This window comes from Hyphococcus luteus (assembly GCF_002943565.1).
Taxonomy (GTDB): Bacteria; Pseudomonadota; Alphaproteobacteria; order Caulobacterales; family Parvularculaceae; genus Hyphococcus; species Hyphococcus luteus.
Genome location: NZ_PJCH01000015.1, coordinates 206,252 through 232,252 on the forward strand (window position 1 = coordinate 206,252; position 26,001 = coordinate 232,252).

Sequence of the window (26,001 nt, forward strand, 5' to 3'; positions counted from 1 at the left end):
CCCTCCCTTTTACAAACAGCGCCTAAAGGGAGCCGTCATTGCGCGTCCCCGAAACCGGGTTCGGATAATGATAAGGCGGGATGAAAACTTCCGGCCAGGCTTCGTACTCTATGGTCGGGGGCACCCTTGAAGGAACGCAGGAGCTTGACGCCGCCCTTGTCCCAACCTTTATCATATTCGGAATAGAAGGTGATGAAGCCGTGCAGGCGTGCGATGCGCCAGACGCCGTCGACCTTCACATATTCGTTTTCATAGGTCGCCTCGCCCCAGCGCGCTTCGACCCCGAGCGTCGCGATCTGGATGAACGTGCGCCAGCGCCCTTTCGCCGTTCCCGCTTCGGCGTCGATGGTGATCACCGGCTGAAGCTGCATGTGGTTGAAGAGCACCCCGCGCTGATATTTCGGGAAATTGTTCATATAGTCGCGCACGCGGGCCTGGCCCTTATAAACACCGCGCCCGGCGATCTCGAGCGAACCGTCTTCCGCGAAAAGATCGGCGGCGTCGTTCCATTGCCCCTTGTCGACGTAATAACCGTAAGCGCGCTGGAGATTACAGATCGCGATGTAATCTTCCGAAACGGTCGCGCGTTTTTCCAGCGCGCTCATTTTCTCTTTCAGGCTTTCGACTTCGCGTTGCAGCGCAGCAATCATCTCTTCATTGGTCACAGCCGCCTCCCGTAAAAAATCTTCACCAGAATCGCGGTTGAAATGATTGGTGGAAACAGGAGCACCGGGCAAGCGGCGCGCATCCACGCCGACGGCGAATTCCCGCCGACTTCAGAGTTGAAGGACTATTGCATCCGGGAGAGCATCATTCTGCTTCATGGCTCGTCTCGCCGTTCATGCTAGAAAACGACTGCGGGAAGAAGAGGGAAAGCGAACATGACCGAGACGGACGAGCTGGCGACGCTGAGGCGGGAGGTTTCGGAACTGCGAAACGAAGTGGGCCTTCTCAAGGACAAGAACGAAATTCGCGAGCTGCAATATAAATACGGCTACTATCTCGACAAATGCCTTTATGACGAAGTCGTGGACCTTTTCGCCGAAAACGGCCAGGCCACGTTCCTCAACGGCGTTTTCCGCGGCAAGGAAAGCATTCGGCGGCTGATGTGCGGCTGGTTCCGCGAGCTTTTCACGCAAGGCCATAACGGGCCTATGTACGGGTTCTTTCTGGATCACATGCTGCTGCAGGACATCATTACAGTGGCGCCCGACCGGCAAACCGCAAAAGGGCGCTTCCGCTGCCTGATGCTCGCCGGAACTCATGAGAGCCGCCCGGAAATTCCGGGCATGCCGCGCGCCTGCTGGGAAGCCGGCATCTACGAGCATGCTTATGTCCGCGAAAACGGCGTCTGGAAAATCGGCGTCTATGATTATTCCCTGCTCTGGCAGGCCGATTATGAAAAAGGCTGGTCTGTCGGCGGCGCTTTATTGCCGCCGCTTGAAAAACCTACCCGGAAGACCCGAACGGTCCCGATGAATTGCTGAAAGAAACGCCCCGCGTCTGGCCGGAAACGCGGGTCGTGCCGTTTCATTATCCGCACCCCGTCACAGGCGAAGACTGGCGCGGCGACCCGGTCGGCAAACGCCCGGAAAGCATGAAAGAGCGCTGAGCCATCCTTCGCGTTCAAACTGTATCGCCTGCGATGAGTCATGCCCCCGCCTCAGGTCTTTTGACGTAATCTTTCGACCGTGACCACAATTGCGCCTTACCGCAGCGCAGCGATTATTTTTGCGTTGCAGAAATCATGCGTTGCATAATCCTCACGCCCTCCCTGCTTTTTTCCCATTTGGTAATTTCCTGCTGTGCAGGGACCGTCAAATCAGATAAATACCATTTGGTAAAAAAATAGGGCTGCCCGGCGCGCCGCAAGCTGCCGGTAAATTCGCAAAAACAAACAAGCGAATAAATCTGTCCAGGGAGGGACAATATGACAGGACTTTTCAACGCCAGGGCGCTTTGGCTTTCAGCATCGGCGTGCGCGCTTTTGGCTACAGGCGCCGCCGCGCAGGATGCGCCGGCGGTGAACGACGAAATTGTCGTCACAGCGCAATTCCGCGAACAAAACCTTCAGGATACGCCGCTCGCCATCACGGCGGTCGATGCGCAAACCATGCGCGCGCGCGGCCAGTCGCAGGTTTATCAAATCGCCAACCAGGCGCCGAGCGTCACCTTGAAGCCGCAGAACTCCAATTTCGGCCCGTCTCTCTCTGCCAATATTCGCGGCATCGGGCAGGTCGACTTCAACCCCGCGCTCGAACCGGGCGTCGGCATTTATGTGGACGAGGTTTATTTCCCGACTCTGATGGGGTCGATTTTCGATCTGCTCGATCTTGAGCGCGTCGAAGTCTTGCGCGGCCCCCAGGGCACGCTGACGGGCCGGAACTCTATCGGCGGCGCCATCAAGCTTATCTCGAAAAAGCCGAGCGAAGATTTCAACGCCTTCGTTGAAACGGGATATGGCTCGCGCGACCGCGTGGATTTCCGCGGCGCGATCTCTGGGCCTATCGCCGAAGGCCTTTACGGGCGTATTTCCGGCGTCATCCGCCGGCAGGACGGTTATGTGGACCGCATCGATTACGGCTGCGCCAATCCCGGCGGCGGCATTCCGGCCAATCCCGCCGCGCCTTCCGATTGCGTTCTGTCGAAGCAGGGCGATGTCGGCTATGAGGCGGTGCGCGGCACGCTTCGCTTTGCGCCCAATGACCGCCTTGACGTCACGCTCAGCGGGGACTGGACGCTCGACAAACGCAACGCCGCCGGCGAAGTCGTCCTCGTCACCGCGCCGACAGGAAACCCGGCGTTCACGGACTATTCCCCGACGATTCCTTATGACGACCGCTTTATCTGCGGATCCTACTGCAACTATGCGACCTACAGCCAGCCTGCCGTCCCACCTTTCGCCGAAGCGTTTTCGGTCCAGAACAAAACCCGTTTTGAGGGTTATGGCGGCTCGCTGAATGTCGATTTCGACCTGACCGATAATCTCAACGTCACCTCCATCACCGCTTACCGCGAATACGACACCTATTTCGCGGACGACAGCGACTTGTCTCCGGCCAACGCAGCGTCGGGAGAAAGCATGCTGATTCACGACTTCTTCAGTCAGGAAGTGCGCCTCAACGGCGAGTTGGGGGAAGATGTCGTCTTCACGCTTGGCGGCTATTATTCCGACCAGACGACCGTCTATCCGACAAAACAGGACCTGCGCTATGTGCCGCCGGTCGGCCTGCAGTTCATGAGTTCCGGCGACACGATCAACGCAGACAGCAAGGCCGTCTTCGCGACCATCATCTGGAGCCCGCTCGATAATCTCAATCTCACCGGCGGCGTCCGTTATACGGACGAGCACAAGGACTACACCTATTACCGGGCTAATTTCGACGGCACACCGCATCCGCTGCTCGGCGCGCTCGACGGCGTGACCGGCGATTTCGACGGCGATAAAGTCGATTATCGGGTCAGCATCGATTATCGCTGGAACGATAATTTCATGACTTACGCAACCATCGCCACGGGCTTTAAAGGCGGCGGCGTCAACCCGCGGCCGTTTTTCGCGACCCAGGTACAGTCTTTCGGACAGGAACAGGCGCGATCCATCGAAGCCGGCTTCAAGAGCGACTTCCTCGACAACCGCGCCCGGCTCAACGTGACGGGTTTTTATAATGACGTCGAAGGCATCCAGCTGACATTGTTGTCATGCGACGATGTCAGCCCTTTCCCGGGCGCGCCCTGCGCCCTGCCTTCCAATGCGGGCGATGCGGAAATCAAGGGGATCGAAGCGGAAGCGTTCCTGGAGCCTGTTGACGGCTTCACCATTGACGGGTCTTTCAGCTATATCGATTTCGATTATACGCGCATCAATCCGATAACCGGCCTGTCGGATACGTTCGTGCCGCCGCTGCTGCCAGAAATCAAATGGAGCGTCGGCGTTCAATATGCGGCCGATCTCGGCGAGCACGGCACGCTGACGCCGCGCTTCGACGCATCCTTCCAGGACGACATTTACACCAACGCCGCCAACTCGCCGCTCAACGTGATCGAAAATTACATCCTGGCGAATGCGCGGCTTGAATGGCGCAATAAGGGCGGCGACTTGTCCGCCGCGCTTGAAGTGTCGAACCTCTTCGACAAATATTATTTCTTGACGCGCTTCAACCTCATTGCGGTCGGCGCCGGGACGAACACAGGCCAGCCCGGCCGTCCGCGGGAATTCTTCTTCAAGATCCGCAAGGAATTCTAGAACGCAGCAGGGGAAGTCGGATATGATGACTCAAAAGGCCCCTGTTATTGAACGGGGGTCTTTTACATGAAAGCATCGCTCATCACCGCGGCGCCATGAGCCAGCGCTCGCCAGCCTTGTTTAGTTCCGTATGGTCTATCCCTTGTCCGACGATGCGCGGCGCAAACACATCCATGCAATAGGCCGCTAGGCCTCTGCAGGCGGATAATATTGCTCCAGAAACGTCTGGTGATCCGGCATTTTCGCGACGGCGTCCGCAATGTTGTTCTTCAGACTATCGAGCGCCCCTTGCATCTGCTCCCGCGTCATCAGGCGGCCCAAATGATGGCGCCCTTGCGGTTCAAGACGCTGCCCCAGCATGACCTGCAGCCACGAGTCCACGCGAAACAGATCTTCCGGGCCCTGATATGCGTAGGCGTCGTCGCGAAACAGCGCGATCCGCTGCGCCAGCGTGTCGGGGATCTCCATGTCGCGGCAACGCCGCCAGAAGGGGCTGTCGTCGCGTTCGGTCAGCTTGTAGTGCAGAATGATGAAATCGCGAACCCGCTCCAGTTCGACGTCCGCCTGTTCATTGTAACGCCGCACAAGCGCATTATGACAACCGCTGAACGGAAAAAGCTGGATCAGCCGCGTGAGCCCGATCTGGATAAGGTGGATGCTGGTCGATTCAAGCGGCTCGACAAAGCCGGAGCTGAGCCCCAGAGCGACGCAATTCTTGATCCAGGCCTTGCGGCGCTTTCCCGTGCGATAGCGGATCAGGCGCGGTTCGGTGATCGGCTCGCCGTCAATGGCGCCAAGCAGATAAGCGCGCGCCTCGTCATCCGACAGATACCGGCTGCAGAAAACGGCGCCGTTGCCGACCCGGTGTCGCAGGGGAATGCGCCAGCGCCAGCCGGCTTCATGGGCGCTTGCGCGGGTATAAGGCGGCGCCGGTCCGACAGACGCAGTTTGCAGGGCGATCGCGCTGTCGGTCGGCAGCCAATGGCTCCAATCCTCATAACCAGCCTTCAATGTCTGCTCAATCAGGAGGCCGCGAAAGCCCGTACAGTCGATGAAGAGATCGCCCTCCACCCGTTCGCCGGACTCCATGACGAGGGCGCTGATAAAGCCGTCATCCGGGCGCTGCTCGACCTCCTGGATCTTGCCTTCGATACGCTTTGCGCCCTTGGTTTCGCTAAACTCGCGCAGGAACCGGCCGTATAAACCCGCATCAAGGTGATAAGCGTAATTGATCTTGGCCTCAGGGGAGGTGAAAAACTTTCCAGCTTTCGCCGCTTCATGCTCGAAACAATAGTCTCCGATCTCTCCGGCAAGTCCTTCCGCCCTCGCCTGCAGCCAGACATTATGGAACCCGCCCATCCAGGTCGGTTTGCCGATCTGGCCGAAGGAATGGAGGTAGCGATCGCCGAGTCGCGCCCAGTTTTCAAACATGATGGCGAGTTTGAAGCTGGCCTGCGTCGCGCGCATGAAAGCGCGCTCGTCAATCCCCAGGAGATGATGAAAGGTCCGGATGGTGGGAATGGTGGCTTCGCCAACCCCGACCGTGCCGATATCCTCCGACTCGACGAGGGTGACGTCGATGAGCGGCCCGAGCTGGCTTGTCAGGGCGGCCGCGGCGCACCAGCCGGCGGTGCCGCCGCCGGCGATGACAACCTTCTTCACGCGCTGATCGTGCATTCCGGGTCTCTTTCCTTCTTTCAGCGGTTCAGCCTGTTCAGAAGATAGGCGCGCAGGCGCCGGGCCTTCATCTCATCCATGGGTCCGAGCGCGCCGCGCGCATGCTCGGGCAGATGCGCGCCCGCCTCGCCCGCGGGGCCGAACACATAATAGTCGAACAGGGCCCGCCAGGCGCATTTTTCCGCCTCCGGACGATCGCGCAGGCTGAGCAGTCCGTGCAGCAGCGTGTTCTGCGGCGTGTCCATGAAGGCGGGCGAGGTGTTCCACCAGTAATTGATCATCACGTTGAACGCATCGAGCGCTTCCACATGGTGCCACCACATGGCGGGATAAAAGAGCGCGTCGCCCGGCTCCATCTCCGCAACCTCGGCGGCGGCGAGCGCCTCTTTAAAGCGCGGATACCGGTCGAAATCCGGCGCGTTGACGTCCACCATGCTGACGACCTGCCCGCCCGGCGTCGGCTCCAGAGGACCGGGATAGATATTGGCGATCTGATCGGGAGGAAACAGCGTGAAGCGGCGCCGGCCGGCCATGCAGCAGGCGATGTTGTTGGACATGTCGTAATGGGCGGACGCGACGGTGCGGGTCCCGATCCAGATATTCACAATAGGCGGATTGCGCTCGAACATGGGATCGTTGAGCACAAGATCGTTTTCTTGTCTCAGGCCCGGCAGATAGACGTCGACATCGGTCGACCCGATGTAAAATGAAGGCGCCTCATCGTCGCCAATGTGCGCCAGCATGCGGTCAAGAAACGCATCCATCGGCGTGCGCCCGGCTTCGAAATTCAGACCCGTCAGATCTTCATTGTAGAAAAACCGCCCCTTGACCTCGGGCGGCGCGACATAGCCGACGACCGGCTTGCCGCTGTCAAAAGATTTGAGATAGCCCGCCGTTTCTTCGGGCGACTGGCGGCCGAGGCGCGCAAGCGGCCAATCCTGCGCAACGCCTTTCAGAACAGCCGGCTCTTGCGCCTCCAGCAATTCCGCAAAAGGAATCCCGTCGGGCGCGAGCCCCGAGATTTCCTGCGTTTTGCGTGTCATGCCGCTCATATGCTTCCGCTGTTTCTTACGCCATAATCTCTTACAGGGAGCTTTGCCCCGCGCGTTTCCGGTTTTTCATCTCGATCAGCCGGCTCACATTGCCGAGCGAGGCAACGGTTAAAAAGGCGGCGTATAAAAATCCGGATTGCGCGAGGCTCTCCAGCTTGTCGCCCGAAAGCTGTCCAAGACGTTGCTGACTGATCGTATAGCGGTCCGGAATCTTGACCAGTTCCGTATCGCTCAGCTTGATTTCAACGGTGATGAGTTCGAGCAAATCGCATTCCTCAAAGGCGGCGAACATGCGCTTGCTGAAGTCGGCGCCTTGATGAATGATCCTGAGCGCCCGGATAACGCGTTCGAGATAAGGCGCGTTGCCGCCTTGCGGCAGAAAGACCGGCTCGCCTTCTTCCGTATCGCTGACGCGCGGATGATCGAGATCGACGCGTATCATCGGCTCGCCGCCCTGCTCCGCCGTTTCCCCGCGCTGCAACCCGATAAGAAACGGCCCGCGCGCGTGCGTGGCCGGCACATAGCGGGCGTTCCAGCCAGCCTCATCCAAAAAAAGGTTTTCGTCCTCGTCGAGCCCCAACAACGCGAGCGATTGGTATTCGCCATTTGCATCTTTGCGAAAGAAGATGGGATATTCGCGCTGGACTTCGACATATTCGCTCGGAAACACCAACGCCTGATTGATATTGTCGCCGAACGCGGCGGAATGCCGGGCGATGACCCTCAAGTCCGCGTGATCGACGTTATTCAGCAATGCCGTATTCGTCATAGCAATCATCATGGAATAAAGGCGCGCCTTTCTCAAGGCGACTCAAAAAGGCCGCTGCCGGAAGACAGCGGCCTTTTCTTTGACTCGTTACACTCTTTTTTGACGTTAGAACCGATAGCGCGCCCCGAAGAGGAAACGCGGGCTCAAGTCCTGAACGAACACATAGGCCGTTTCGGACCGGGCATGTTGACGGATATCCTCGCCCAGAAGGTTAATGCCTTCGAATGTGAGCTGCAGATTTTCCGTCAAATCATAGGAAACGCTTGCATCGACTTGCTTAAACGCTTCGGTGATCAGCGGGTTGCGGTTGCCGCCGTTGGTGTTCAGCTGCGCTGCAAAATCGTCCCGCCAGTTGAAGGCGACGCGAGCCGAGATGCCGTAATTTTCATAGATCAGGGTCGCGTTCGCAGTGTTGCTGAGGCCGACAAGGGCGAATTCATCCGCGTCCGGCACCCGGGTCACATCCGCTTCTACGTCGCCGTCGACAAAGGTGTAGTTCGCCTGAACGCCGAGGCCCGGAATGCCGATGTCCTCGCCGAAGAAGTGCTGGAAGGCGAATTCGATGCCGCGAATCTTGCCTTCCCTGTTGTTGATCGGCACGTCCACCTCGAAATTAAGGATGGGATCGTCCGAATTGCCGAGAACGTCGTAGTCGGCGAGCGTCTGGTCGACAAAGGCCTGATCGAGGTCGGCCCCGGTCTGGTTGGCCGCGAGCATGGTACGGGCCGCGTCAACGCCGAACTGATCAACCAGCGCCGTTGCCGTGAACAAACTGACGTCGTTCTGCACGAGCCCCAACTCTCCGATAAGGTCCAGCGCATCGCCCGAGCGCGTGCCTGCATTGCCGGATGTCGGATCGCGCAGATCGAACAGGGTTCGGCTGGTGACGCCATTCCCGATAAAGTTGCGCACCCGCTTGTCGAAGAAGCCGACCGAAACATAACTCGCATCGTCGAAATACCATTCGAACGAAAGATCGAGGTTCTTCGAGCGCAAGGGCAACAGCCCGGTGTTGTTGGCCGACCCGCTCGCCTGGCCGCCCAGGAACGACGGACGATCCAGCGGCCGTGCATCGGGACTGGCCCCCGGAGACAGATTGCCGAAAGTGGGCCGTGCGATGGTTTCACTGTAGGATGCGCGGGCGATGACGTTCGGCATAGCCTCGATCTTGAAGTCCACGTTGGGCAAGAGATCGTTGTAACCGCCCGTGCCGGTGACCGTCCCCTGATCGACGCTGTTGATCGTCCGGATGTCGTTATCCGCCTCCCAACGGATCACGGTGGGAATAAGCTGCGTCGTCGTTGCTGAAACATTCGTGTCTTCATAGCGGACGCCGAACACCAACTCCGCCGGCCGGCTTGCGAACTCGCCTTCCCAAGAAACCTGCCCCCAGACCGCAAAAATCCGCTCACTGACGGTGTCGAAGCTGTTGCTGGTGGTGGGGATATTGCCGAGATCGAGATAGTACGGCGACAGCGCGTCATACAAATCGAGTGCGTTGCCGCGCGGCACGACCTGGGCGGCGCCGCCTGTCGAGAAGTCGTTAAACTGACAGGCCAGACAGAAGGATTCGACCACCCCCGGCGCAAGTTGGGCGACATCGCCTGGATTGACGATGCCCCAGTCGCCCAGCGTCTGGGTGGTGCCGGCCTGCAACCGACTGAAGTCGCCATCCTGCCACTCGCCGCCAAAATCGAGGCGGGCGCCGTCGCCGAATTCGCGACCCACACTGAACTGAACTTCATTGATCTGGTTTGTCACCTGCGACAGGTTGGTGCGCGCAACCTGCGATCCTAAGTCAGCGACATCCAGCATCCCGTTGCAGTTGGTCCCCGGGAAACCGTCGGCGGTGACGCCTTGACGCGTACAGTCGTTAAAAACGACATTTTGGACCGGGAGAGGACCGGTCAGATCGAGCGAATGCGCGTCGGTCGTCGGCGCGGCGATCGACACCAGAGTCGAGGTCGTCTCGTTTCTCGAATTCGGTCCGCTCCAGGCGCGGGAGGTGTGCGCATCCACCTCAGCGTGCCATCCATCGCCATTATCCCATTCGGCGTTGAAGCCGAACGAGGTCAGCGTTTCCTTGCTCGACCGGAATTGCTGCTCATGCCCCTGGTCTTTGACATTCGGACTGCCAATGCCGCCGATATCCTCGAACAGGTATTCTGTCGTCGGCACCAGGTCGTCGGAGAACGTCACTTCGTCGAACGGCCGGTTGAACCAGTTGGTCTGCTCCGAGCGCTGCTCCTGCTGCAGGTTTTGAGCGTAAAAGGCGTCCGCGGTGAAGGTCAGCGTCTCCGTCGGGCTGAACTGCACGGTGGCGTAGCCGTTGAGGCGCTCGCGTTCAGCCGAGGCGAACGTGTAGCGGCTGTCATTCGGGAAAGTGACGAGCGTGTCGGGATCGGAAGGCGCGTTGTTGACGACGGAGGTCGGCCGCAGAAGACCCGTGTTGTTCAGGAAATCTTCAATCGTCGTAACGTTCCAGGTGTTGCTGACCGCGCCGGGTGACCCGCTGTCGCGCCGTTGCCAGGCCCCGAAGAGGCTGACCCCGAATCGTTCGCTGTCATCCGTCCAACTCGCAAGCCCCGTCACCTCCGGCGTGACGTCGTCGCCGAACACGGCGCTGGTGTCATGGAGCGCCTTTGCGCCGATCGTAAGCCGGGTGCCGGGATTGTCGAGCGGGCGGGCGGTCATGACATTCACCGTCGCGCCGATGCCGCCGCTGGGATTGTCCGCACGGCCGGTCTTGTAAACCTCAAGACGCGTGACGCCTTCCGAAGCCAGGTTCTGGAAGTCGAAAGACCGTCCTCCGCCGCCGGCGAAGTCCGCCCCGTCGCCGCCGCCGATCGTCGTGATGTTGGCGGCGGGCATGTGACGGCCGTTGAGCGTGACCAGGTTGAACTGGGCCCCGAAACCGCGCGCCGTCAGCAGCGAGCCCTCGCCATTGACGCGATCGATGGAGACGCCCGTGATCCGCTGCAGCGATTCAGCGAGGTTGGTGTCCGGAAATTTGCCGATATCTTCGGCGGAAATCGCATCGACGACGCCGTGCGCATCACGCTTGACGTCCATGGCGCGGCCCAGCGAGCCGCGGATGCCGGTGACGATGATGGTGTCTTCTTCATCATCCTGCGCATAGGCCGGTTGAACGGCCGATATCATGCCCGCCGACGCCGTCGCGAGCAGCGCCGTTCGCGAGCAGCTTTGCAGCAATCGTCTTGCTTTCGTAATTTTCATCAATGCCTCCCAATGATGTTTGTTTGAACTCGCAAGCGCGAGCCAACGCTGTTGTTTGATCTTGCGTTGTATTTTCAGGGCATTTGGACAAACCGCTCATGACCATGACGGGCCGACAGGACGGTGTTGCTTGAACAGCCGTCTCTGGCGCGCCTCTCACGTTGCACGCTACGCTTGAAATGGTCGCTTGCGGCCACTGTCACCTCCCTGACGAAGCCGGTCCGACGCGCCTGTTCTTATGAAGCGGCGATTTCCCGCCGGTAGAATCTTATTCGCGCCAAGCCCACGACACCACAAAATGTTTGCGCTATCAATATAGACTGGTTAGCGCTAACAATCTTGTTGCGCCCTATGGCATATATGCCACAGTCGTTTCGATAGCCCTGCAAGCAGCTTTTGCACAGGCGCGCCAAGGCCGGCGAAACGCATCCGCCGCGGAATATGAAATGGCGGGACTGGACGAAGAAACTTCGAATCTGGGCCTGAACGCGCACGACGGTGCGCTGCGCCGGCTGGCCAATCCAGCTTATCTTGGCCGCCCCGCCGGAGGCAATTGCGAAGCAATTCGCCGCGAGCCAAATGATGGCGGAGCTAAATGGCGAAACTTTGCGCCTTCCACTCAAGGCCGCGACTGCGGCCCGGGCGGTCAGCCCGCCCCCCCGCGGAGGTCATCGCAAAGCGATCGGCCGTGAGCGAGAAAATGGTGGAGGGGGTTGGATTCGAACCAACGTACGCTAACGCGGGCAGATTTACAGTCTGCTGGATTTAACCACTCTCCCACCCCTCCACGGAGCCGCCGGCGGAAAGCCTGAAAAGGCTCGCCTCCAGCGAGAAAGACAACGGCAAACCGGGGCCCGCCCGGCCTCGCCGCTATCGGGAGAACGGGGTCTATAGCCGCGCGCTTGAAGCTTCGCAACCGCTCCCGGCGCGTCCTCCGCCAATTTCCTGTTTCTCTTGCAATAAGAACCGGCTAGGCCGTCCTCATGAAGGAAAAAGCCGGCTCAAAATCGAAAAAACCGCGCCCCGCAAAAGGAAGGGCCCGAGGCGGGCGTTCGGCATCCGGAAAATCGCGCCCGCCGGCGGACGGCCTCTGGCTTTACGGCCGCCATGCAGTCGCCGCAGCGCTGGCGAACCCTGAACGTAAGGTAAAGCGCGTCGTCGCCACCAAGAACGCCGCCGGCTGGCTGGCCGATCATGGCGCAAGCGAGACGGTTCTCGCCCGGCTTGAGGATTTAAAGCCGGACGCTATCGACAAGCTTCTCCATGAAGGGGCGGTGCATCAGGGCCTGGCCGCACTCGTAGAGGAGCTTCCCCGGGCGCGGCTCAAGGATGTTTGCGCGCCCGCCGACATTACCGCCCCCGTGCTTATCCTCGATCAGATCACCGATCCGCAGAATATCGGCGCGCTTTTCCGCGCCGCCGCCGCTTTCGGCGCGCGCGCCGTCATCGTGCAGGAGCGACGGACCCCGCCGCTTTCCGGCGCCTTGGCGAAAGCCGCCGCCGGCGCCGTGGAAACCATGCCCTGCGTCCAGGCAGTGAACATCGCCCGCGCGCTCGAGGCCCTGCAGAATCTCGGCTATCACTGCGCCGGTCTCGCCGGGGAAGCCGAAGCAGAAATCACCGAGTTTTCCGACGCGCCTCTCGCCCTCGTCATGGGCGCGGAAGGCGCCGGTCTGCGCCAGCTTGTCGCCGCCACCTGTAATAAGCTCTACCGCATCCCCATCTCTTCCGGCGTCGAAAGCCTTAATGTCTCGAACGCCGCCGCAGTCTCTCTTTATGAAGTCATGCGCCGGAAAAAGCCGTAAGAAGGCGAGGCAAGAATATAAAGGAAAAAGACGATGTTCGGACGCTCGCTTAAACTGTTCCGCATTCTCGGTTTTGACGTGCGCGTCGACATCAGCTGGACGTTTTTCGCGCTCCTCATCGCCATGTCGCTGGCGCTCGGGTTCTTTCCCGCCGTCTATAAGGGCTGGCCCGCCGCGACCTATTGGTGGATGGCGATCGGCGGCGTCATCGGCGTCTTTTTCTCCATCGTCATTCATGAATTGTCGCATTCGCTGGTCTCGCGCGCCTTCGGCACGGGCATGACCGGGATCACGCTGTTCCTTTTCGGCGGCGTTGCGGAAATGCAGGGCGAGCCCGAAAGCGCCAAGGCCGAATTCTTCACCGCCATTGCGGGGCCCGCGATCAGCATCGTTCTCGGCGTGCTCTTCCTGTGGCTCGGCGGGGTCGGCGGCGAGGACCGCACGCCCCTGCTCGCGCTTTTCGATTATCTCGGCCGGCTGAATTTCGTTCTCGCGATTTTCAACATGATCCCCGCCTTTCCCATGGATGGCGGGCGCGTTTTGCGCTCGGTCCTCTGGGCCGTCAAAGGCGACATCCGCTGGGCGACCAAATGGGCGTCAGGTCTTGGCGGGCTTTTCGGTTTCATGCTGATGATGCTCGGGCTCTTCGCCGCGCTCAGCGGCGGCCTCGTCCAGGGCCTGTGGTGGTTCCTGATCGGCATGTTCATCCGCAGCGCGGCGCAGGGCTCTTACCAGCAGATGGAGGTGCGCCGGCTCATGGGCGGGGTCACCGTGCGCGATCTTATGCACAAGGACGCCCATGTGGTTCCGCCTTCGCTCACCATCGGCGAGCTTGTGGACAAATATGTCTACGAATTTCAGCAAACGGCGTTTCCCGTCAGCGAACATGGACGTTTCGTCGGCGTCGTCGATACGGCGCATCTGAAATCCCTGCCGCGCGAAGACTGGTCCCGCAAAACCGTCCGCGAGGTGATGACGCCGCCCGAAGACGCCGCCCTCGCCGACCCGGCGCAGGACGCCATCGCGGCGCTCCAGTCCCTGCAGCAAGGCGGCGCCGACACGCTGATCGTCACGGAGGGGAACCGCGTTCTCGGCACGCTGTCGCGGTCCGACGTGATGAAGCTGCTCGGTCTTAAAATGGACCTTGAATCGGCGTGAACGCCTGCGGCGGTTTGTTTGCACATCGCCCCCGCCGCGCTAGGATCGGCGCCCGGAAAAGGAGAGCTCCATGGGACAACCGATTTTCTTTTACTGCCCGCGCACACGCGCCGATACCGTCATGTGGCTGAATGAAGAGCTCGGCGGGGTCTGCGACATCAAGCTTGTGAACATCAAAGAAGGCGAACATAAAAGCCCCGACTTCCTGACTATTAATCCCATGGGCAAAGTGCCCGCGCTCGTTCATGACGGCGTCAATGTAACGGAAAGCGCGGCGATCTGCGCCTACCTCGCTGACGCTTTTGCGGACAAGGGATTTGCACCAGCGCTGAACGATCCCAAGCGCGGTCTCTATTACCGCTGGATGTTTTACTGCCCCTCCTGCATCGAACCGATGATGCTGGACAAGCTTGGCGGCGTGAAACGCGAGAACCCGATGGCGGCCGGTTACGGCTCGGAAGAAGACGTTCTGAAATCCATCAACGTCGCGCTCTCCGCCGGTCCTTACATTCTCGGCGAGAAATTGAGCGCGGCCGATATTGTGATGGGGTCGCTGCTAAACTTCGCGATCATGTTCGGCGCTATCGAGAAGAAAGGAAAAATCGCCGACTATGTGGACCGCATGACCTCGCGCCCGGCCTTCGCGAAGACGCAGGAAACGAGCGCCAAATACGCCGCTGAACTCGGGTTTGAATCATGAGCGCACCCCATTCCGGCGGCTGTCAGTGCGGCGCGGCGCGCTTTGAAGCGACAAGCGATCCGAAATTCATCTCCAACTGCCATTGCAAGGCCTGCCGCAAGGCGACGGGCGCGGCCTTTTCCACCTGGGTCGGCTTTAATAACGAAAATGTCCGCTGGGTGACGGATGAACCGAGCTTTTACGAAAGCTCCGAAGGCGTCCGGCGCGGCTATTGCGCCAAATGCGGCACGCCTCTTACCTATGCCGGCGACAAATGGGCGGGCGAAACCCATTTCCTTATCGGCGTCATGGACAAGCCGGAAGAGTATGCGCCGGAAGGCGACGCCTTTCCCGACGAAGCGCTGTCCTGGACGCAACGGATCAAGAGCGCGACATAGTGACATTTGAAGCCGTCATTTTCGATTTCGGCGGCGTCTTCACGACCTCGCCGGTGCAGAACTTCGCCGTCTTCGAACGCGAACACGGCCTGCCCGAGCGTTTCATCGGTTCGGTCATCAAGACGAACATGCATGACAACGCCTGGGCGCGTTTTGAGCGCTCGGAAATCACGCATGAAGACTTCGACGCCGCTTTCGCCGAGGAATCCAAAGCCGCCGGGTTTGAAATCCGCGGGAAAACGCTTGTCCATCTATTAAGGCTGCATTTCAATCACGAGATGATCGATGCTCTCGAGCGCATCAAATCCGCCGGCTACAAGACGGGCTGCATCACCAACAACCTGCCGAAAATCGATTCCAAAGGCATGCTGGCGCCAGAAGAAAGCCGCGAGACAGTCGAACGCATCCACGCCCATTTCGATCATATTATCGAGTCGTCGAAAGCGGGCGTCAGAAAGCCGGAACCGCGCATCTATGAAATGATGTGCGAGGCGCTTTGCGTAGCACCTGAGACTTGTATCTTTCTCGACGATCTTGGCGTCAACTTAAAACCCGCCCGCGCCATGGGCATGATCACGATCAAGGTTCCGTTCGACGATGTCACTCCGTCGATTGACGAGCTGTTCGACAGGCTGGCGCTTTAAACCTGTACGCTTTTATCCAGCCGCGCTGTAAACCTCTTCGCCGCCGACAATCGTCTTCAGAACGCGGATGTCCTTGATGGCGGCCGGCTCCACGGCGCGCGGATCGTCAGAGAGGACGACGAAATCCGCCGCCATGCCGAGCGCGATTTTGCCGAGCTCGTCTTCCTGCAATCCAGCATAAGCGTTCGTCGCCGTATAGGCAGTGAGCGCTTCCTCAACGCTGATCTTTTCCTGCGGCTGCCAGCCATCCGGATTGGCGCCGTCTATAGTGCGCCGCGTCACCGCCGCGTAAACGCCTTCGATAGGCGACAGCGGCGCCACCGGCCAGTCGGAGCCGAAAGTCAGGAGCCCGCCTTCGTCCAGGATCGAGCGGAAGGCGTAAGTCGTCTTAATCCGCTCCGGCCCGATGCGCTTTTCCGCCCAGCGCCCGTCGTCAATGGCGTGATAAGGCTGCATGGAGGCGATGACGCCGTCGCGCGCCGCGCGGGAGATCGCCTCATGCGTCGGATGCTGGAAATGCTCGATGCGATAACGCCGCCCGACAATTTCGTCGCCCGCCGCCGTTTCGAAATCGCTGAGCAGCGTGTCGATGGCTTTGTCGCCGATGGCGTGAACCGCGATGTGAAGTCCCGCCGCATCGGCGTCGGCGATCAATTGCGCCAGCTCATCGGGATCGGTCACGGGAAAACCGCTGGTCTCCGGCGCATCGGTGAAAGGCTCGTAAAACCATGCCGTGGTCGAGCCGAGAGAACCGTCCACAAAACCTTTCAGCCCGCCCCAGCGCAACATTTCATCGCCCTTGCCTTCATCGGCGACACGCTCGCGGGCGTCTTCCCAATAAGCGAGCGGCGCGAATGAATAGATGCGCAGCTTGAGAAGGCCTTTTTTCTTCGCCTCACGAAATACGCGCAAACTGCCATTCGGTCCGCCCGTGCCGCCCACATCATGCACCTGCGTTAAACCAAGGCTCAGCGCGTGATCCTGCGCCAGTTGAAAAACGTCGAGCAATTCTTCTTCGCTTGGCTCGGGGATGACGTCGTAGATGAGCGACATGGCGTTGTCCTTGAAGACGCCCGCCGGTTCGCCGTTTTCATCGCGCACGATTTCGCCGCCTTCGGGGGCTTGCGTTTCCGCCGTCACGCCGGCGAGCGCCATCGCCGCGGAATTCGCCAGCGCCATATGGCCGTCAAGACGCACCACAAAGACCGGCGTCGAGCCTGTTCCTTCATCAATCCATTCCACACGCGGCAGTTCTCCGCCCCAGCGCTCATGATCCCAGTTGCCATTCAGGACCCAGCGCCCTTCGGGCAGCGTCGCGGCGTAATCGATGATGCGCTTTGAAAACTCTTCCGGCGTCGCCGCATCGCGCAGATCGACGCTCGCAAGGCCGAAGCCGCCATCAAGAAAATGCACATGGTTGTCGATGAAGCCGGGCGCCATGAAACGCCCATCGAGGTCGACGGTCTCTTCAGCTTCGCCGGTGAAATTGTCGGCCGCGCCCGCAAAAATTATGCGCCCGTCCTTCACCGCAACAGCATCGGCGTCCGGCGCGTCCTGCGCCCCGGTCCAGACGACGCCGTTCACATAAAGGACATCGGCGTTTTCCCCGCCGTCTTTCGAACAGCCCCAGACAAGACCTAAAATAGCGGCGAGAAGAAACAGATTTTTCATGGCGAAGCTCCCGTTTTCGCGCCGCCCCCCGCGGCGGCGCCCCCTCGCGCAATAGAGCGCATCTTCTGCATAACACAGTTTAGCGCAGAAGCGAGTTGCGATAGGTTCTAGGCTAAGGAGACGCGCATGCCCCACTACCGCCCCCGATCCGAGCTTGAAACCCATGACGTCGCCAACCAGCCCCCGCCCTTCGAGGATGTGAACCTTTTCGAAGCGGACCGCGCGCTGAAGGAGAACGTCGAAAAGCGCGGCGCGGGAAGCCATGCGGAGCGGCTCTCCGCTTACGGCGCGGCGCTCGGGTCGGCGGAGATGGTCGAAAATGCGCGGCTCGCCAATCAGAACCCGCCGAAGCTCGTCAGCTTCGACCGATACGGCCACCGCCTCGACGAGGTGGAGTTTCATCCCGCCTATCATGCGCTCATGGATCTTGGCCTTTCCGCCGGCTATTCCTCCATCGCCTGGACCGCGAAAAAAGGCGGCCATGTCGCCCACGCCGCCATGGCTTACTTACAGGCGGGCGGCGAACCCGGCGTCGGCTGCCCCATGACCATGACCTACGCCGCGGTTCCCGCGCTCCAGCGCCAGCCCGAAGTCGCTGCGGAATGGATCCCGCGCATCACCGCCGGCGCTTACGATCCGCGTTTTATTCCGGCTGCGGACAAAAAAGCCGCGACCATGGGCATGGCGATGACGGAGAAACAGGGCGGCTCCGACATTCGCGCCAACACCACCGTCGCCGAGCATGTGGTCGACGACGAATATGAACTGACCGGCCACAAATGGTTCTGTTCGGCGCCCATGTGCGACGCGTTTTTAACGCTGGCGCGCACCGAAGCCGGGATCACCTGTTTCCTCGTCCCGCGCTGGCGTCCCGACGGAACCCGAAACGCGTTTCACATCATGCGCCTCAAGGACAAGCTCGGCGACCGCGCCAACGCCTCTTCGGAAATCGAATACGCGCGCGCCTGGGCGCAGCGCGTCGGCGAGGAAGGCCGCGGCGTCAGGACAATCATCGAGATGGTGCAGCATACAAGGCTCGACTGCATCGCCGGCTCGGCGGGCGGCATGCGCGCGAGCGTAGCGCAAGCGCTTTGGCATGCGGCGCACCGCTCGGCGTTCCAGAAAAAGCTGATCGATCAGCCGGCGATGGCCATGGTGCTCGCCGATCTGGCGCTCGAAACCGAGGCCGCGGCGGCGCTCGCCATGCGCATCGCCTACAGTTTCGATCGCATGAACGACGAACGCGAAGCCGCTTTCATGCGCCTGGCGACGCCGATCGCCAAATACTGGGTGTGCAAGCGCCAGCCCGGCGTCGTTTACGAAGCGCTCGAATGTCACGGCGGCGCGGGCTTCGTGGAGGAAGGGCCGATGCCGCGACTTTTCCGCCAGTCGCCCTTGAACGCCATCTGGGAAGGCTCCGGCAATGTCATCGCTCTCGATATTCTGCGCGCCCTCGCCCGCGAACCCGACAGCCTGGAATCCGTGCGCGCAGAGATTACGGCCGCCGCCGGCGCCAACGCGCATCTCGACCGGCATCTCGCGGCGCTCGACGGCTGGACGAAGCCGGGCGCCTTGAATGAAGGAACCGCGCGGGCCTTCGCCGAAGACATGGCGCTCGCCCTATCCGCCGCCGCGCTGAAACAGACAGCGCCGGATTATGTTTTCGACGGCTTCTGCAATGCGCGGCTTGACCCGGAAAATCGCTCTTACGCCTATGGCGCTGTGACGGCGAAGATCGACGCGACGGCGATCATCGAGCGGGCCCGCCCGGTTTGACGCCGCCAGCCCGGCGCGCAAAGGTCGTTAAGGCCAATCCGACATATTCCCTTAAATCTCTCTCAAGAGGCGTTTTCTAACTTCCTCGTAAGGATTTCAGACACACGAGGTTTGAAGCGCCATGGCGCAACGCATCGAGATTTCCTCCTACGCGGCGATTCCGGCGATCCTGGCGATCGCCGGCGCCGCCTTCGTCATGAAACCTGAAGAACTGCGGCGCAATCCGCTGCTGGAAGTGCAAGGGCTGATCGGCATGACGCCGAAATATGAAGTGATGTATGCGCGCTGCGCTGACGGGGCAGATGAAGCGAAAATAGATGTCGCGAATTTCGCCAAGGGGTTCGCCGGCGGCTTCAGCCATCAGTTCCCGGCGCGCAGCGACGAAGACGCCGCGCATTTCGTGATCGAGGCGCGCCCGCAATGCGACGTGGCGAGCCTTTACCGTCTCGACCAGCGGGTGACCGGCGCGCGCGCGCATCGCTATCGCCGCACGCGGATCGACATCTAACCCGGCTTTATTCGCCCGCCGACGCGCCGCCCCAATCTTTGCAGCCGCCGCCATCGCGCAAGCCGCAGGCCTTGTGATAAAAACGCGCGGCGGCGGCGCGATCCTCAGCGACGCCCTTTCCGGCCTCATACATCCGGCCGAGGCGCCGGCATCCTTCTTTGACCCCCGCCTTGCATGAGAGGCGAAAATAACGCGCGGCTTTTCGGTCGTCGCGCCGGACGCCTTCCCCCTTTACCTGCTGGCCCCAGAGGTCTTCGCGCGTTTCATGGGCGCGGCCAAGTTCGAAACAGGCCTCGCCTTCGCCTTTCGCGCAGCCAAGGCGCAATTCGTCCAGTTCTTTGTAGCGCTCTTCGATTGAATAGACTTCGGACGCGGATGCTTCCTCCGCCGCCGGCGCTTCCACGCCAGCGCCGGGACCGGAAGCCACAGTCACGACCGCCGCGCCGACGCCGAGGCAGGAAACCCCGCCGACAATAACACCCAAAGGATGGGCAGCCATGTAAAGCCCCGCACTGAAATCCAGCAAGCAACGCGGAAATCATTCGCAAGGATTTGCATCCGAAATCTTAAACGGATCGGCGGCTTCCAACCGATTCATGATTATTTTTGTGCAAACGCGAACGCACGATGAAACCGCATAAAAAAAGCGGCCCAACCATGGTAAGCGCGCGTTTATCGTAAACGGCGGCGCAAGACTTCAAGTGTTTGAAAAATAGCCGGCGCGGCGGCGCCTCAAACAATCGGTGTCGCGATAACGCAGTCACTCCCGACCGCAGGCGCAAACGCTTTTCCCCTTAAGGATTGAGTTCAATCCGGCTTTTGAAAAATTGCGAAGGGTTATTTGAAAATGGTCGGAGCGGCGGGATTCGAACCCACGACCCCTTGACCCCCAGTCAAGTGCGCTACCAGGCTGCGCTACGCTCCGACCTTTCGCGGGAACGGGCGAAGCGCCCGGCGCGAGCGGGTCTTATAGGAGGCGAACCCGTCAGGGGCAATGAAGAAATGGGCTTTATTCGGCGGCCGCTTCGCCTTGTTCGGGCTCGATCGCCTCGAGCGCCAGCGCCGCCTGATCGAGCGCGTCCTGAACATTTTCGAGCCGCGCGAGAAGCGCTTTCAGGGCCCGGCGCATATCGGGAGAGAGCGGCGCGGCCTTAAAGGCCTCCGCCGCACCGAGCTCCAGGGTCTCGGTCTGGTCGGGCGCCTCGGCGTCGTCTTCGAGAACGGGCCGGACGTCCACGCTTTCGCCGGCCGCTGCGCGCCGGCCAAGCTCGGAGACATATTTGACGCCTTCGTCCTTGAAGATCTTCTGGACGCCCTTGGTCGTGTAGCGTTGTTCGTAAAGCAGGACGCGAATGCCGCGCAGGAGATCGATGTCGAGCGGGCGGTAATAGCGCCGTCCGCCGGCCCGCCGCATGGGCCGCACCTGGCCGAACACCTCTTCCCAGTGCCGCAACACATGCTGAGGCACGTCCAGTTCATGGGCGGCTTCGGAGATGGTGCGAAAGGCGTCGGCGGATTTCGCCACTGACATAAATTCAGCTCGGGTTCGGGCCCAAATTCTGCTTCTTGGCGCGGGCGTTATTCGGCGGCGTTCGCCTGCCGGTGTGTGTCGTTGATCTGGTCCTTGAGGACGTGAGAGGCGCGGAAGGTGATGACGCGCCGCGGCTCGATCGGCACTTCCTCGCCGGTTTTCGGATTTCTGCCCATGCGCAGCTTTTTGTCCCGCACGGAAAACGTGCCGAAAGACGAAATCTTGACCGTCTCGCCTTTTTCCAGGGTCTGCGCCACTTCATCGAGAATGCGCTCGACAAATGCTGAAGATTCATTGCGCGAAATGCCTAGAGACCGATAAACGGCATCGGTCAGGTCCGCTCTGGTGATGGTTTTTCCCGTCATGCTGGTCCCTGCCCGCTTCTCCCACGAGGCTCCAAGGTTAACGGGTGGAGGCCCATAAGGTCAATAAGTCTTTGATAAATATTGCCTGTTTTTCAGGCCCTTAGGCCGCCGCGTCCTAAACCCGCATCAAGGCCGCGCCCCAGGTGAGCCCGCCCCCCATAGCTTCGAACAGGACAAGATCGCCTTTTTTGATGCGCCCGTCAGCGACGCCGGCGCAATAGGCGAGCGGGATCGAAGCGGCGGAGGTGTTGCCCTGGCCCGAGATGGTCGAGACGACCTGATCGGGCCGGAGGTCGAGCTTTTTCACGACGCCCTGGATGATTCGCTCATTGGCCTGATGGGGCACGAACCAGTCGATGTCTGTGACAGGCGTGTCCGCCTCGGCGCAGACCTTCACCATAGCGTCGGAAATGCGCGTGACCGCCTCGCGGAAGACCTTGTTGCCCTGCATCCTGACATGGCCTGTGGTCTTCGTGGCCGAGACCCCGCCATCGACATAAAGCAGGTCGACCATGCGCCCGTCGCAGCGAAGATAGCTCGCCATGAGGCCGCGATCGCCGGCTTCCTCCGCAGGCTGAGCTTCCATGACGAAGGCCCCGGCGCCGTCGCCGAAAAGAACGCAGGTCGCCCGGTCCTCCCAATCGAGAATACGCGAAAAGGTCTCCGCGCCGATGACGAGCGCGCGCTTGTGCTGGCCGCTCGTCAGGAACTTCTCCGCCGTCGAGAGCGCGTAGACGAAGCCTGTGCAGACCGCCTGGATGTCGAAGGCCGCGCCCTCGCCGGCGTCCAGCTTCGCCTGCACGATGGCGGCCGTGGATGGAAAGGTGAGGTCCGGCGTCGTCGTGGCGACGATAATGAGATCGATGTCTTTCGCCGTCAGCCCGGCGTCTTTAAGCGCGGCCTCCGCCGCGCCGACCGCAAGGTCCGATGTCAGCTCGCCTTCCGCGGCGATGTGGCGCGCGCGAATCCCCGTGCGCTCGCGAATCCATTCGTCGCTCGTATCAACGCGCTTTGAGAGTTCGTCGTTGGTGAGGACTTTTTCAGGCAAATAAGCGCCGCATCCGCGCAGCACTGCTTTCAAACTCATACCGCCGCCGCTTTTATCGTATCATCATCCGCCGCTGTTTCGGCGATGCGCTGACGCCGGTCCATAACGGTTTTCACAGTTGAGGCAACCTCGTCGCCGAAGGGCCGCTTGGCAAGGCTCGCCGCCATTTTGACAGCGCTCTCAACGCCGCGCGCGTCGGCGCCGCCATGACTTTTGACAACGATGCCGTTGACGCCAAGAAAGACGCCGCCATTATTCGAGGAAGGATCGATCCGCGCCTTGAGCTTTCTCAGGCCCGGCGCCATCAAAAGCGCGCCGAGCTTGGCGTTCCAGGTGCCGGTCAGCGTCTCCTTCATCCACTGGCCGAGCAGGCGCGCCGCGCCCTCCGCGGTTTTCAAGGCCACGTTTCCTGTAAACCCGTCGGTGACGACGACGTCCACCGTGCCCTTGGATATGTCATTGCCTTCGACGAAGCCCTTGAAGGCCATGTCGGGATCGGCCTCGCGCAGAACGCGCGCGGCAGTGCGGATGAGATCGTGGCCTTTCAAGTCTTCAGCGCCGACATTGAGAAGGCCGACGGTCGGCTTCGGCGCTTTCGTCAGCGCCCGGAAGAACGCCTCGCCCATAATGGCGAACTGAACGAGCTGGTCGCCGGTCGCCTCCACATTGGCGCCCACATCGAGAACGACCGTGCGCCCGCGCGGCGTCGGCCAGAGCGCCGTGATGGCCGGACGTTCGACGCCCTCGATCATGCCGAGCTGCTTGCGCGCCACCGCCATCAGGGCGCCGGTGTTACCGCAGGAAACGACCGCCTGCGCCTCGCCGCCGTCAAGCGCCGAGACCGCCGCCCACATGGAGGTGTCATGTCCGCGACGCAGGACATGCATCGGCTTGTCGGTCATGGAGACGACATTTTCAGCGTGCCGGATTTCCGCATCTGCGATGTGGCTGTGCGCGGCGATCAACGGCTCAAGCTCGGCTTTGTCGCCGAAGAAAATAAAACGCGTTTTAAGGCCGCCCTTCACCGCGTGGGCGACGCCGTCAACGACCGCCTGAGGACCGGCGTCGCCGCCCATCGCGTCAATCGCGAGCGTTACGTCACGCTCTTCGGTCATCGCCAATCCAACCTGCCATTTTCTGGTGCGGCGCAGGATATGGGCGCCCGCCGCTTGTGGCAACGCGCGCCCCATGCGCCGGAAAGCCTCTCCGGGAGGGGCCGGAAGCGTCCTTATAGCCCCTTCGCCGCCGCCGTAAACCTATTGATTATCATCGTCTTTTCCCAAAATGCTTTTGAGCCCGGCGAAAGGCGAAAGCTTTTCCGGCGGCGCATAGGCCTCGGCGAGGCTTTCCACCCCCTCTTTCCGGGGGAACGGGTCCATGGCGAGAGACAATTGCTGCACCAGCAGCTCGCCGAGATCGAGCCGCGAGCCTTCATGCACTTCCGGCGCCTCCAGGTCTTCTTCCTCGCTCATTTCTTCGGGCGGCTCGCGCAGAAAATCGATCTCGAAGTCTTCCGACACGCGCTCCTGCATCGGTTCGAGCGAGGCGACGCATTCGCGGGTCAGTTCCGCATCGATCTTTCCTTCAACGCGGATCGCGGATTTCGTTGCGGAAATGCACATCTCACCGTCGAGTTTTTCGACCGATGGCGCATCGAGCCGCGCAGCAATCCTGGCGCGTTCTTCCTCATTAGCGGAAAGGCGGAATGTTTTGCCGTGTTTTCCGACTTCGCCGAGTTCGATTTCGTGAGTGAATTCGGGCGTGTTGGGTTTGCTTTCGGTCATGATGCGCGCTCTATGTCAGGAAACATCACAATGCCGTTCGCCATGCGCGCCGCCGGCTGGTCCGCCAGATAGCGGTCGGCTTTTCGCACATAGGCGGCGAGCGCCCCCGCCTCTTCGCACTCTTCGACGCCGTATATGTTGCGGGCGAGCGCCTCGGCGAGATCGTTTTCCGGGGCGTCGTCCTTGAGCGCGGCTTCATAGGCGCCGATGCGGCCGTAAAAGTTCTCGGCGAGCACCCTCACCTTTTTGCCGACCTGAAGATCGCCGACCCCAAGCTCGCGCAGGCTGTCGTCCATATTCTGAAACATGGCGTCCATCAGACTCTGGCTCGCCTTTTTCGCCGCGTCGTCGCCCTTCAGACGGCGCATGATCAGATAAACGTGCAGGGCGACCTGTTCGAAACGGCCCTCGACGGTGTCCGGCGTGGCGAAATCCCGGTACAGCGCCGGCGCCCGCGCCTGCTCCACCGCCGCGGCGTAAAGCGCGCGGCCGGCCTCAAGCGCCGGATCTTTCCTGAACAAGTCTTTGAACATAAGGCTTTCCCGAGGGGCGAAGGTCCGAATTCAGGGCCTATATCTTGGATTTGCGGCAATTTGAAATCACTGGTAGATCACTGCCCTAGAGGGGGCGAGGTATTCCCGACAGGGCCCGGGATCAAGCCCCGGCCCGTCAGCCGCCCGTCCCGCAGCTGTCCCAAAGCGGGCAAGGCGTCATAAGGCAGAGTTAAAGAGACCCCGATGATCCGACTAGTGCTCCTTGCGTTCACCCTTCTTTCGCTTCAGGCCTGCGTCTCCGTGCGTTCCTCGCATGGGTACGTGCTCGAAGCGGACCAGTCGTCGCTGACGGCCGAACCGGGATTCGACACCAAGGACTCCATCCTCGCCAAATATGGCGAGCCGTCGATGATCGGCACATTCGACCGGGACGCCTGGTATTATCTTCACTCCACGAACCAGACCCGCGCTTTCTTCAAGCCCAAGACGACCTCGCGCACCGTGGTCGCCATCCATTTCGACGATGAGGGTCAGGTGGAGGCCTACGACACCTACGACCTCAAAGACGGCGAAGACATCCGCCTCGTCCAGCGCGAGACGCCGACCCGCGGCAAGCAGCTCAATTTCTGGGAGCAGCTTCTGGGCAATGTGGGGGCGCTGCCCGCCTCGCTTGGCGAAGAAGGCCCGGTTCCGGGACAGTAAACTCTGAGGCCTTACAGCTTCCAGCCCAAACGTCTTGTCACATGTCAGACAACCGTCAGATAATGACGGTAGCGTTGCTGACAGGGCGATAAGGAGTTGAGCTGATGAGACTTCCTCACATTCTGAAAATTCTCGGGCTGGGCGCCGTTCTGATGCTGGCCAGCGGCTGCTGGTATCATACGCATTACGCTCACGGGCCGGCGCCGGTGAGATCGAACGTCGTTTACATCCGCAAGGCGCCGCCGCCGCCGCGTCATTATTCCAGACCGCCGAGGCCAACGGCCAGCGCAATCTGGATCTCGGGCTACTGGAACTGGACCGGCGTCGAATTCGCCTGGGTCAGCGGCCATTGGGAGCGTCATCCGCCGCGGAACAAACGCTGGCGCGACGGGCGCTGGGTGCACACGGCGCGCGGCTGGTACTGGGTTCCCGGCGGCTGGTATTAAGCCGCCGCGAAAGC

At 60.8% G+C, this 26,001-nt stretch carries 26 protein-coding genes and 2 tRNA genes; 12 read left to right on the plus strand and 16 right to left on the minus strand.

Going from position 1 to position 26,001, the window contains the following annotated elements; translation table 11 throughout:
* Window positions 1–35: 35 nt before the first annotated feature.
* Window positions 36–665, minus strand: a complete 630-nt coding sequence (locus tag CW354_RS17065) for a nuclear transport factor 2 family protein (protein ID WP_207764878.1) — start codon at window positions 663–665, stop codon at window positions 36–38.
* A gap of 216 nt (window positions 666–881) precedes the next feature.
* On the opposite strand from CW354_RS17065, the gene CW354_RS17070 reads away from it, so the two are divergent.
* Both CW354_RS17070 and CW354_RS23955 read left to right on the plus strand, forming a co-directional pair.
* On the plus strand, window positions 882–1,487 hold the full coding sequence (locus tag CW354_RS17070; protein ID WP_104831295.1) for a nuclear transport factor 2 family protein: 606 nt from the start codon (window positions 882–884) through the stop codon (window positions 1,485–1,487).
* Window positions 1,481–1,612, plus strand: coding sequence for a hypothetical protein (locus tag CW354_RS23955; RefSeq protein ID WP_279303132.1), 132 nt, complete (start codon window positions 1,481–1,483; stop codon window positions 1,610–1,612). Before CW354_RS17070 ends, CW354_RS23955 begins: the two co-directional genes overlap by 7 nt.
* Window positions 1,613–1,725: 113 nt before the next feature.
* Here the strand turns inward: CW354_RS23955 and CW354_RS23530 are convergent, their stop codons facing one another.
* Window positions 1,726–2,046, minus strand: coding sequence for a hypothetical protein (locus CW354_RS23530; RefSeq protein WP_165793773.1), 321 nt, complete (start codon window positions 2,044–2,046; stop codon window positions 1,726–1,728).
* On the opposite strand from CW354_RS23530, the gene CW354_RS17080 reads away from it, so the two are divergent.
* The gene (locus CW354_RS17080; RefSeq protein ID WP_207764879.1) at window positions 2,024–4,243 is read left to right on the plus strand and encodes a TonB-dependent receptor; all 2,220 of its coding nucleotides are present in this window, start codon (window positions 2,024–2,026) and stop codon (window positions 4,241–4,243) included. The genes CW354_RS23530 and CW354_RS17080 overlap by 23 nt on opposite strands.
* A 186-nt stretch (window positions 4,244–4,429) precedes the next feature.
* Here the strand turns inward: CW354_RS17080 and CW354_RS17085 are convergent, their stop codons facing one another.
* The 5 genes from CW354_RS17085 to CW354_RS17105 all read right to left on the minus strand — a co-directional run bounded on the left by CW354_RS17085 (window position 4,430) and on the right by CW354_RS17105 (window position 11,765).
* Entirely contained in the window at window positions 4,430–5,920 is a 1,491-nt protein-coding gene (locus tag CW354_RS17085; RefSeq protein WP_104831298.1) for a tryptophan halogenase family protein, read from the minus strand.
* A gap of 20 nt (window positions 5,921–5,940) precedes the next feature.
* Entirely contained in the window at window positions 5,941–6,972 is a 1,032-nt protein-coding gene (locus CW354_RS17090) for a cupin-like domain-containing protein (protein WP_104831299.1), read from the minus strand.
* 31 nt (window positions 6,973–7,003) lie between these two features.
* On the minus strand, window positions 7,004–7,753 hold the full coding sequence (locus CW354_RS17095; RefSeq protein WP_207764880.1) for a SapC family protein: 750 nt from the start codon (window positions 7,751–7,753) through the stop codon (window positions 7,004–7,006).
* 93 nt (window positions 7,754–7,846) lie between these two features.
* On the minus strand, window positions 7,847–10,978 hold the full coding sequence (locus tag CW354_RS17100; RefSeq protein ID WP_207764881.1) for a TonB-dependent receptor: 3,132 nt from the start codon (window positions 10,976–10,978) through the stop codon (window positions 7,847–7,849).
* Window positions 10,979–11,679: 701 nt separating this feature from the next.
* A tRNA-Tyr gene (locus CW354_RS17105) sits at window positions 11,680–11,765 on the minus strand.
* Window positions 11,766–11,961: 196 nt separating this feature from the next.
* Here CW354_RS17105 and rlmB point away from each other — a divergent pair.
* The 5 genes from rlmB to CW354_RS17130 all read left to right on the plus strand — a co-directional run bounded on the left by rlmB (window position 11,962) and on the right by CW354_RS17130 (window position 15,662).
* Window positions 11,962–12,783: a 23S rRNA (guanosine(2251)-2'-O)-methyltransferase RlmB gene (gene rlmB / locus CW354_RS17110; RefSeq protein WP_104831300.1), complete on the plus strand. Its 822-nt coding sequence runs from the start codon at window positions 11,962–11,964 to the stop codon at window positions 12,781–12,783.
* A 33-nt stretch (window positions 12,784–12,816) separates the two neighbouring features.
* Window positions 12,817–13,941, plus strand: a complete 1,125-nt coding sequence (locus tag CW354_RS17115) for a site-2 protease family protein (RefSeq protein WP_104831301.1) — start codon at window positions 12,817–12,819, stop codon at window positions 13,939–13,941.
* A 70-nt stretch (window positions 13,942–14,011) separates the two neighbouring features.
* Window positions 14,012–14,641: a glutathione S-transferase family protein gene (locus CW354_RS17120; RefSeq protein ID WP_104831302.1), complete on the plus strand. Its 630-nt coding sequence runs from the start codon at window positions 14,012–14,014 to the stop codon at window positions 14,639–14,641.
* A complete protein-coding gene (locus tag CW354_RS23715; protein ID WP_104831303.1) occupies window positions 14,638–15,018 on the plus strand; it encodes a GFA family protein in 381 nt (126 codons plus the stop codon). The genes CW354_RS17120 and CW354_RS23715 overlap by 4 nt, the downstream gene beginning before the upstream one ends.
* On the plus strand, window positions 15,018–15,662 hold the full coding sequence (locus CW354_RS17130; RefSeq protein ID WP_207764882.1) for an HAD-IA family hydrolase: 645 nt from the start codon (window positions 15,018–15,020) through the stop codon (window positions 15,660–15,662). The genes CW354_RS23715 and CW354_RS17130 overlap by 1 nt, the downstream gene beginning before the upstream one ends.
* Before the next feature lie 12 nt (window positions 15,663–15,674).
* Here the strand turns inward: CW354_RS17130 and CW354_RS17135 are convergent, their stop codons facing one another.
* Window positions 15,675–17,333 (minus strand): amidohydrolase, encoded by a 1,659-nt coding sequence (locus CW354_RS17135; protein WP_165793792.1) that lies wholly within the window; start codon window positions 17,331–17,333, stop codon window positions 15,675–15,677.
* A 126-nt stretch (window positions 17,334–17,459) separates the two neighbouring features.
* On the opposite strand from CW354_RS17135, the gene CW354_RS17140 reads away from it, so the two are divergent.
* Window positions 17,460–19,109: an acyl-CoA dehydrogenase family protein gene (locus tag CW354_RS17140; protein WP_104831306.1), complete on the plus strand. Its 1,650-nt coding sequence runs from the start codon at window positions 17,460–17,462 to the stop codon at window positions 19,107–19,109.
* A 121-nt stretch (window positions 19,110–19,230) separates the two neighbouring features.
* On the plus strand, window positions 19,231–19,617 hold the full coding sequence (locus tag CW354_RS17145; RefSeq protein WP_104831307.1) for a hypothetical protein: 387 nt from the start codon (window positions 19,231–19,233) through the stop codon (window positions 19,615–19,617).
* A 7-nt stretch (window positions 19,618–19,624) separates the two neighbouring features.
* Here CW354_RS17145 and CW354_RS17150 read toward each other — a convergent pair whose 3' ends face one another.
* From CW354_RS17150 to CW354_RS17185, 8 genes are all read right to left on the minus strand, one after another.
* On the minus strand, window positions 19,625–20,116 hold the full coding sequence (locus CW354_RS17150; RefSeq protein ID WP_133162356.1) for a tetratricopeptide repeat protein: 492 nt from the start codon (window positions 20,114–20,116) through the stop codon (window positions 19,625–19,627).
* Window positions 20,117–20,465: 349 nt separating this feature from the next.
* A tRNA-Pro gene (locus CW354_RS17155) sits at window positions 20,466–20,542 on the minus strand.
* An 84-nt stretch (window positions 20,543–20,626) separates the two neighbouring features.
* Window positions 20,627–21,148, minus strand: coding sequence for a MerR family transcriptional regulator (locus CW354_RS17160; RefSeq protein ID WP_243396438.1), 522 nt, complete (start codon window positions 21,146–21,148; stop codon window positions 20,627–20,629).
* A gap of 47 nt (window positions 21,149–21,195) precedes the next feature.
* Window positions 21,196–21,513, minus strand: a complete 318-nt coding sequence (locus CW354_RS17165; protein ID WP_104831309.1) for an integration host factor subunit alpha — start codon at window positions 21,511–21,513, stop codon at window positions 21,196–21,198.
* Between the two features lie 115 nt (window positions 21,514–21,628).
* Window positions 21,629–22,600 (minus strand): beta-ketoacyl-ACP synthase III, encoded by a 972-nt coding sequence (locus CW354_RS17170; protein ID WP_104831310.1) that lies wholly within the window; start codon window positions 22,598–22,600, stop codon window positions 21,629–21,631.
* The gene (plsX, locus tag CW354_RS17175; protein WP_104831802.1) at window positions 22,597–23,676 is read right to left on the minus strand and encodes a phosphate acyltransferase PlsX; all 1,080 of its coding nucleotides are present in this window, start codon (window positions 23,674–23,676) and stop codon (window positions 22,597–22,599) included. Before plsX ends, CW354_RS17170 begins: the two co-directional genes overlap by 4 nt.
* Before the next feature lie 141 nt (window positions 23,677–23,817).
* Window positions 23,818–24,345: a YceD family protein gene (locus CW354_RS17180; RefSeq protein WP_104831311.1), complete on the minus strand. Its 528-nt coding sequence runs from the start codon at window positions 24,343–24,345 to the stop codon at window positions 23,818–23,820.
* A complete protein-coding gene (locus CW354_RS17185; protein WP_104831312.1) occupies window positions 24,342–24,878 on the minus strand; it encodes a ubiquinol-cytochrome C chaperone family protein in 537 nt (178 codons plus the stop codon). The genes CW354_RS17180 and CW354_RS17185 overlap by 4 nt, the downstream gene beginning before the upstream one ends.
* A gap of 204 nt (window positions 24,879–25,082) precedes the next feature.
* Here CW354_RS17185 and CW354_RS17190 point away from each other — a divergent pair, with 204 nt between their 5' ends.
* Entirely contained in the window at window positions 25,083–25,541 is a 459-nt protein-coding gene (locus tag CW354_RS17190) for an outer membrane protein assembly factor BamE (RefSeq protein ID WP_104831313.1), read from the plus strand.
* Window positions 25,542–25,645: 104 nt separating this feature from the next.
* A complete protein-coding gene (locus tag CW354_RS17195) occupies window positions 25,646–25,987 on the plus strand; it encodes a YXWGXW repeat-containing protein (protein ID WP_104831314.1) in 342 nt (113 codons plus the stop codon).
* Window positions 25,988–26,001 lie beyond the last annotated feature (14 nt).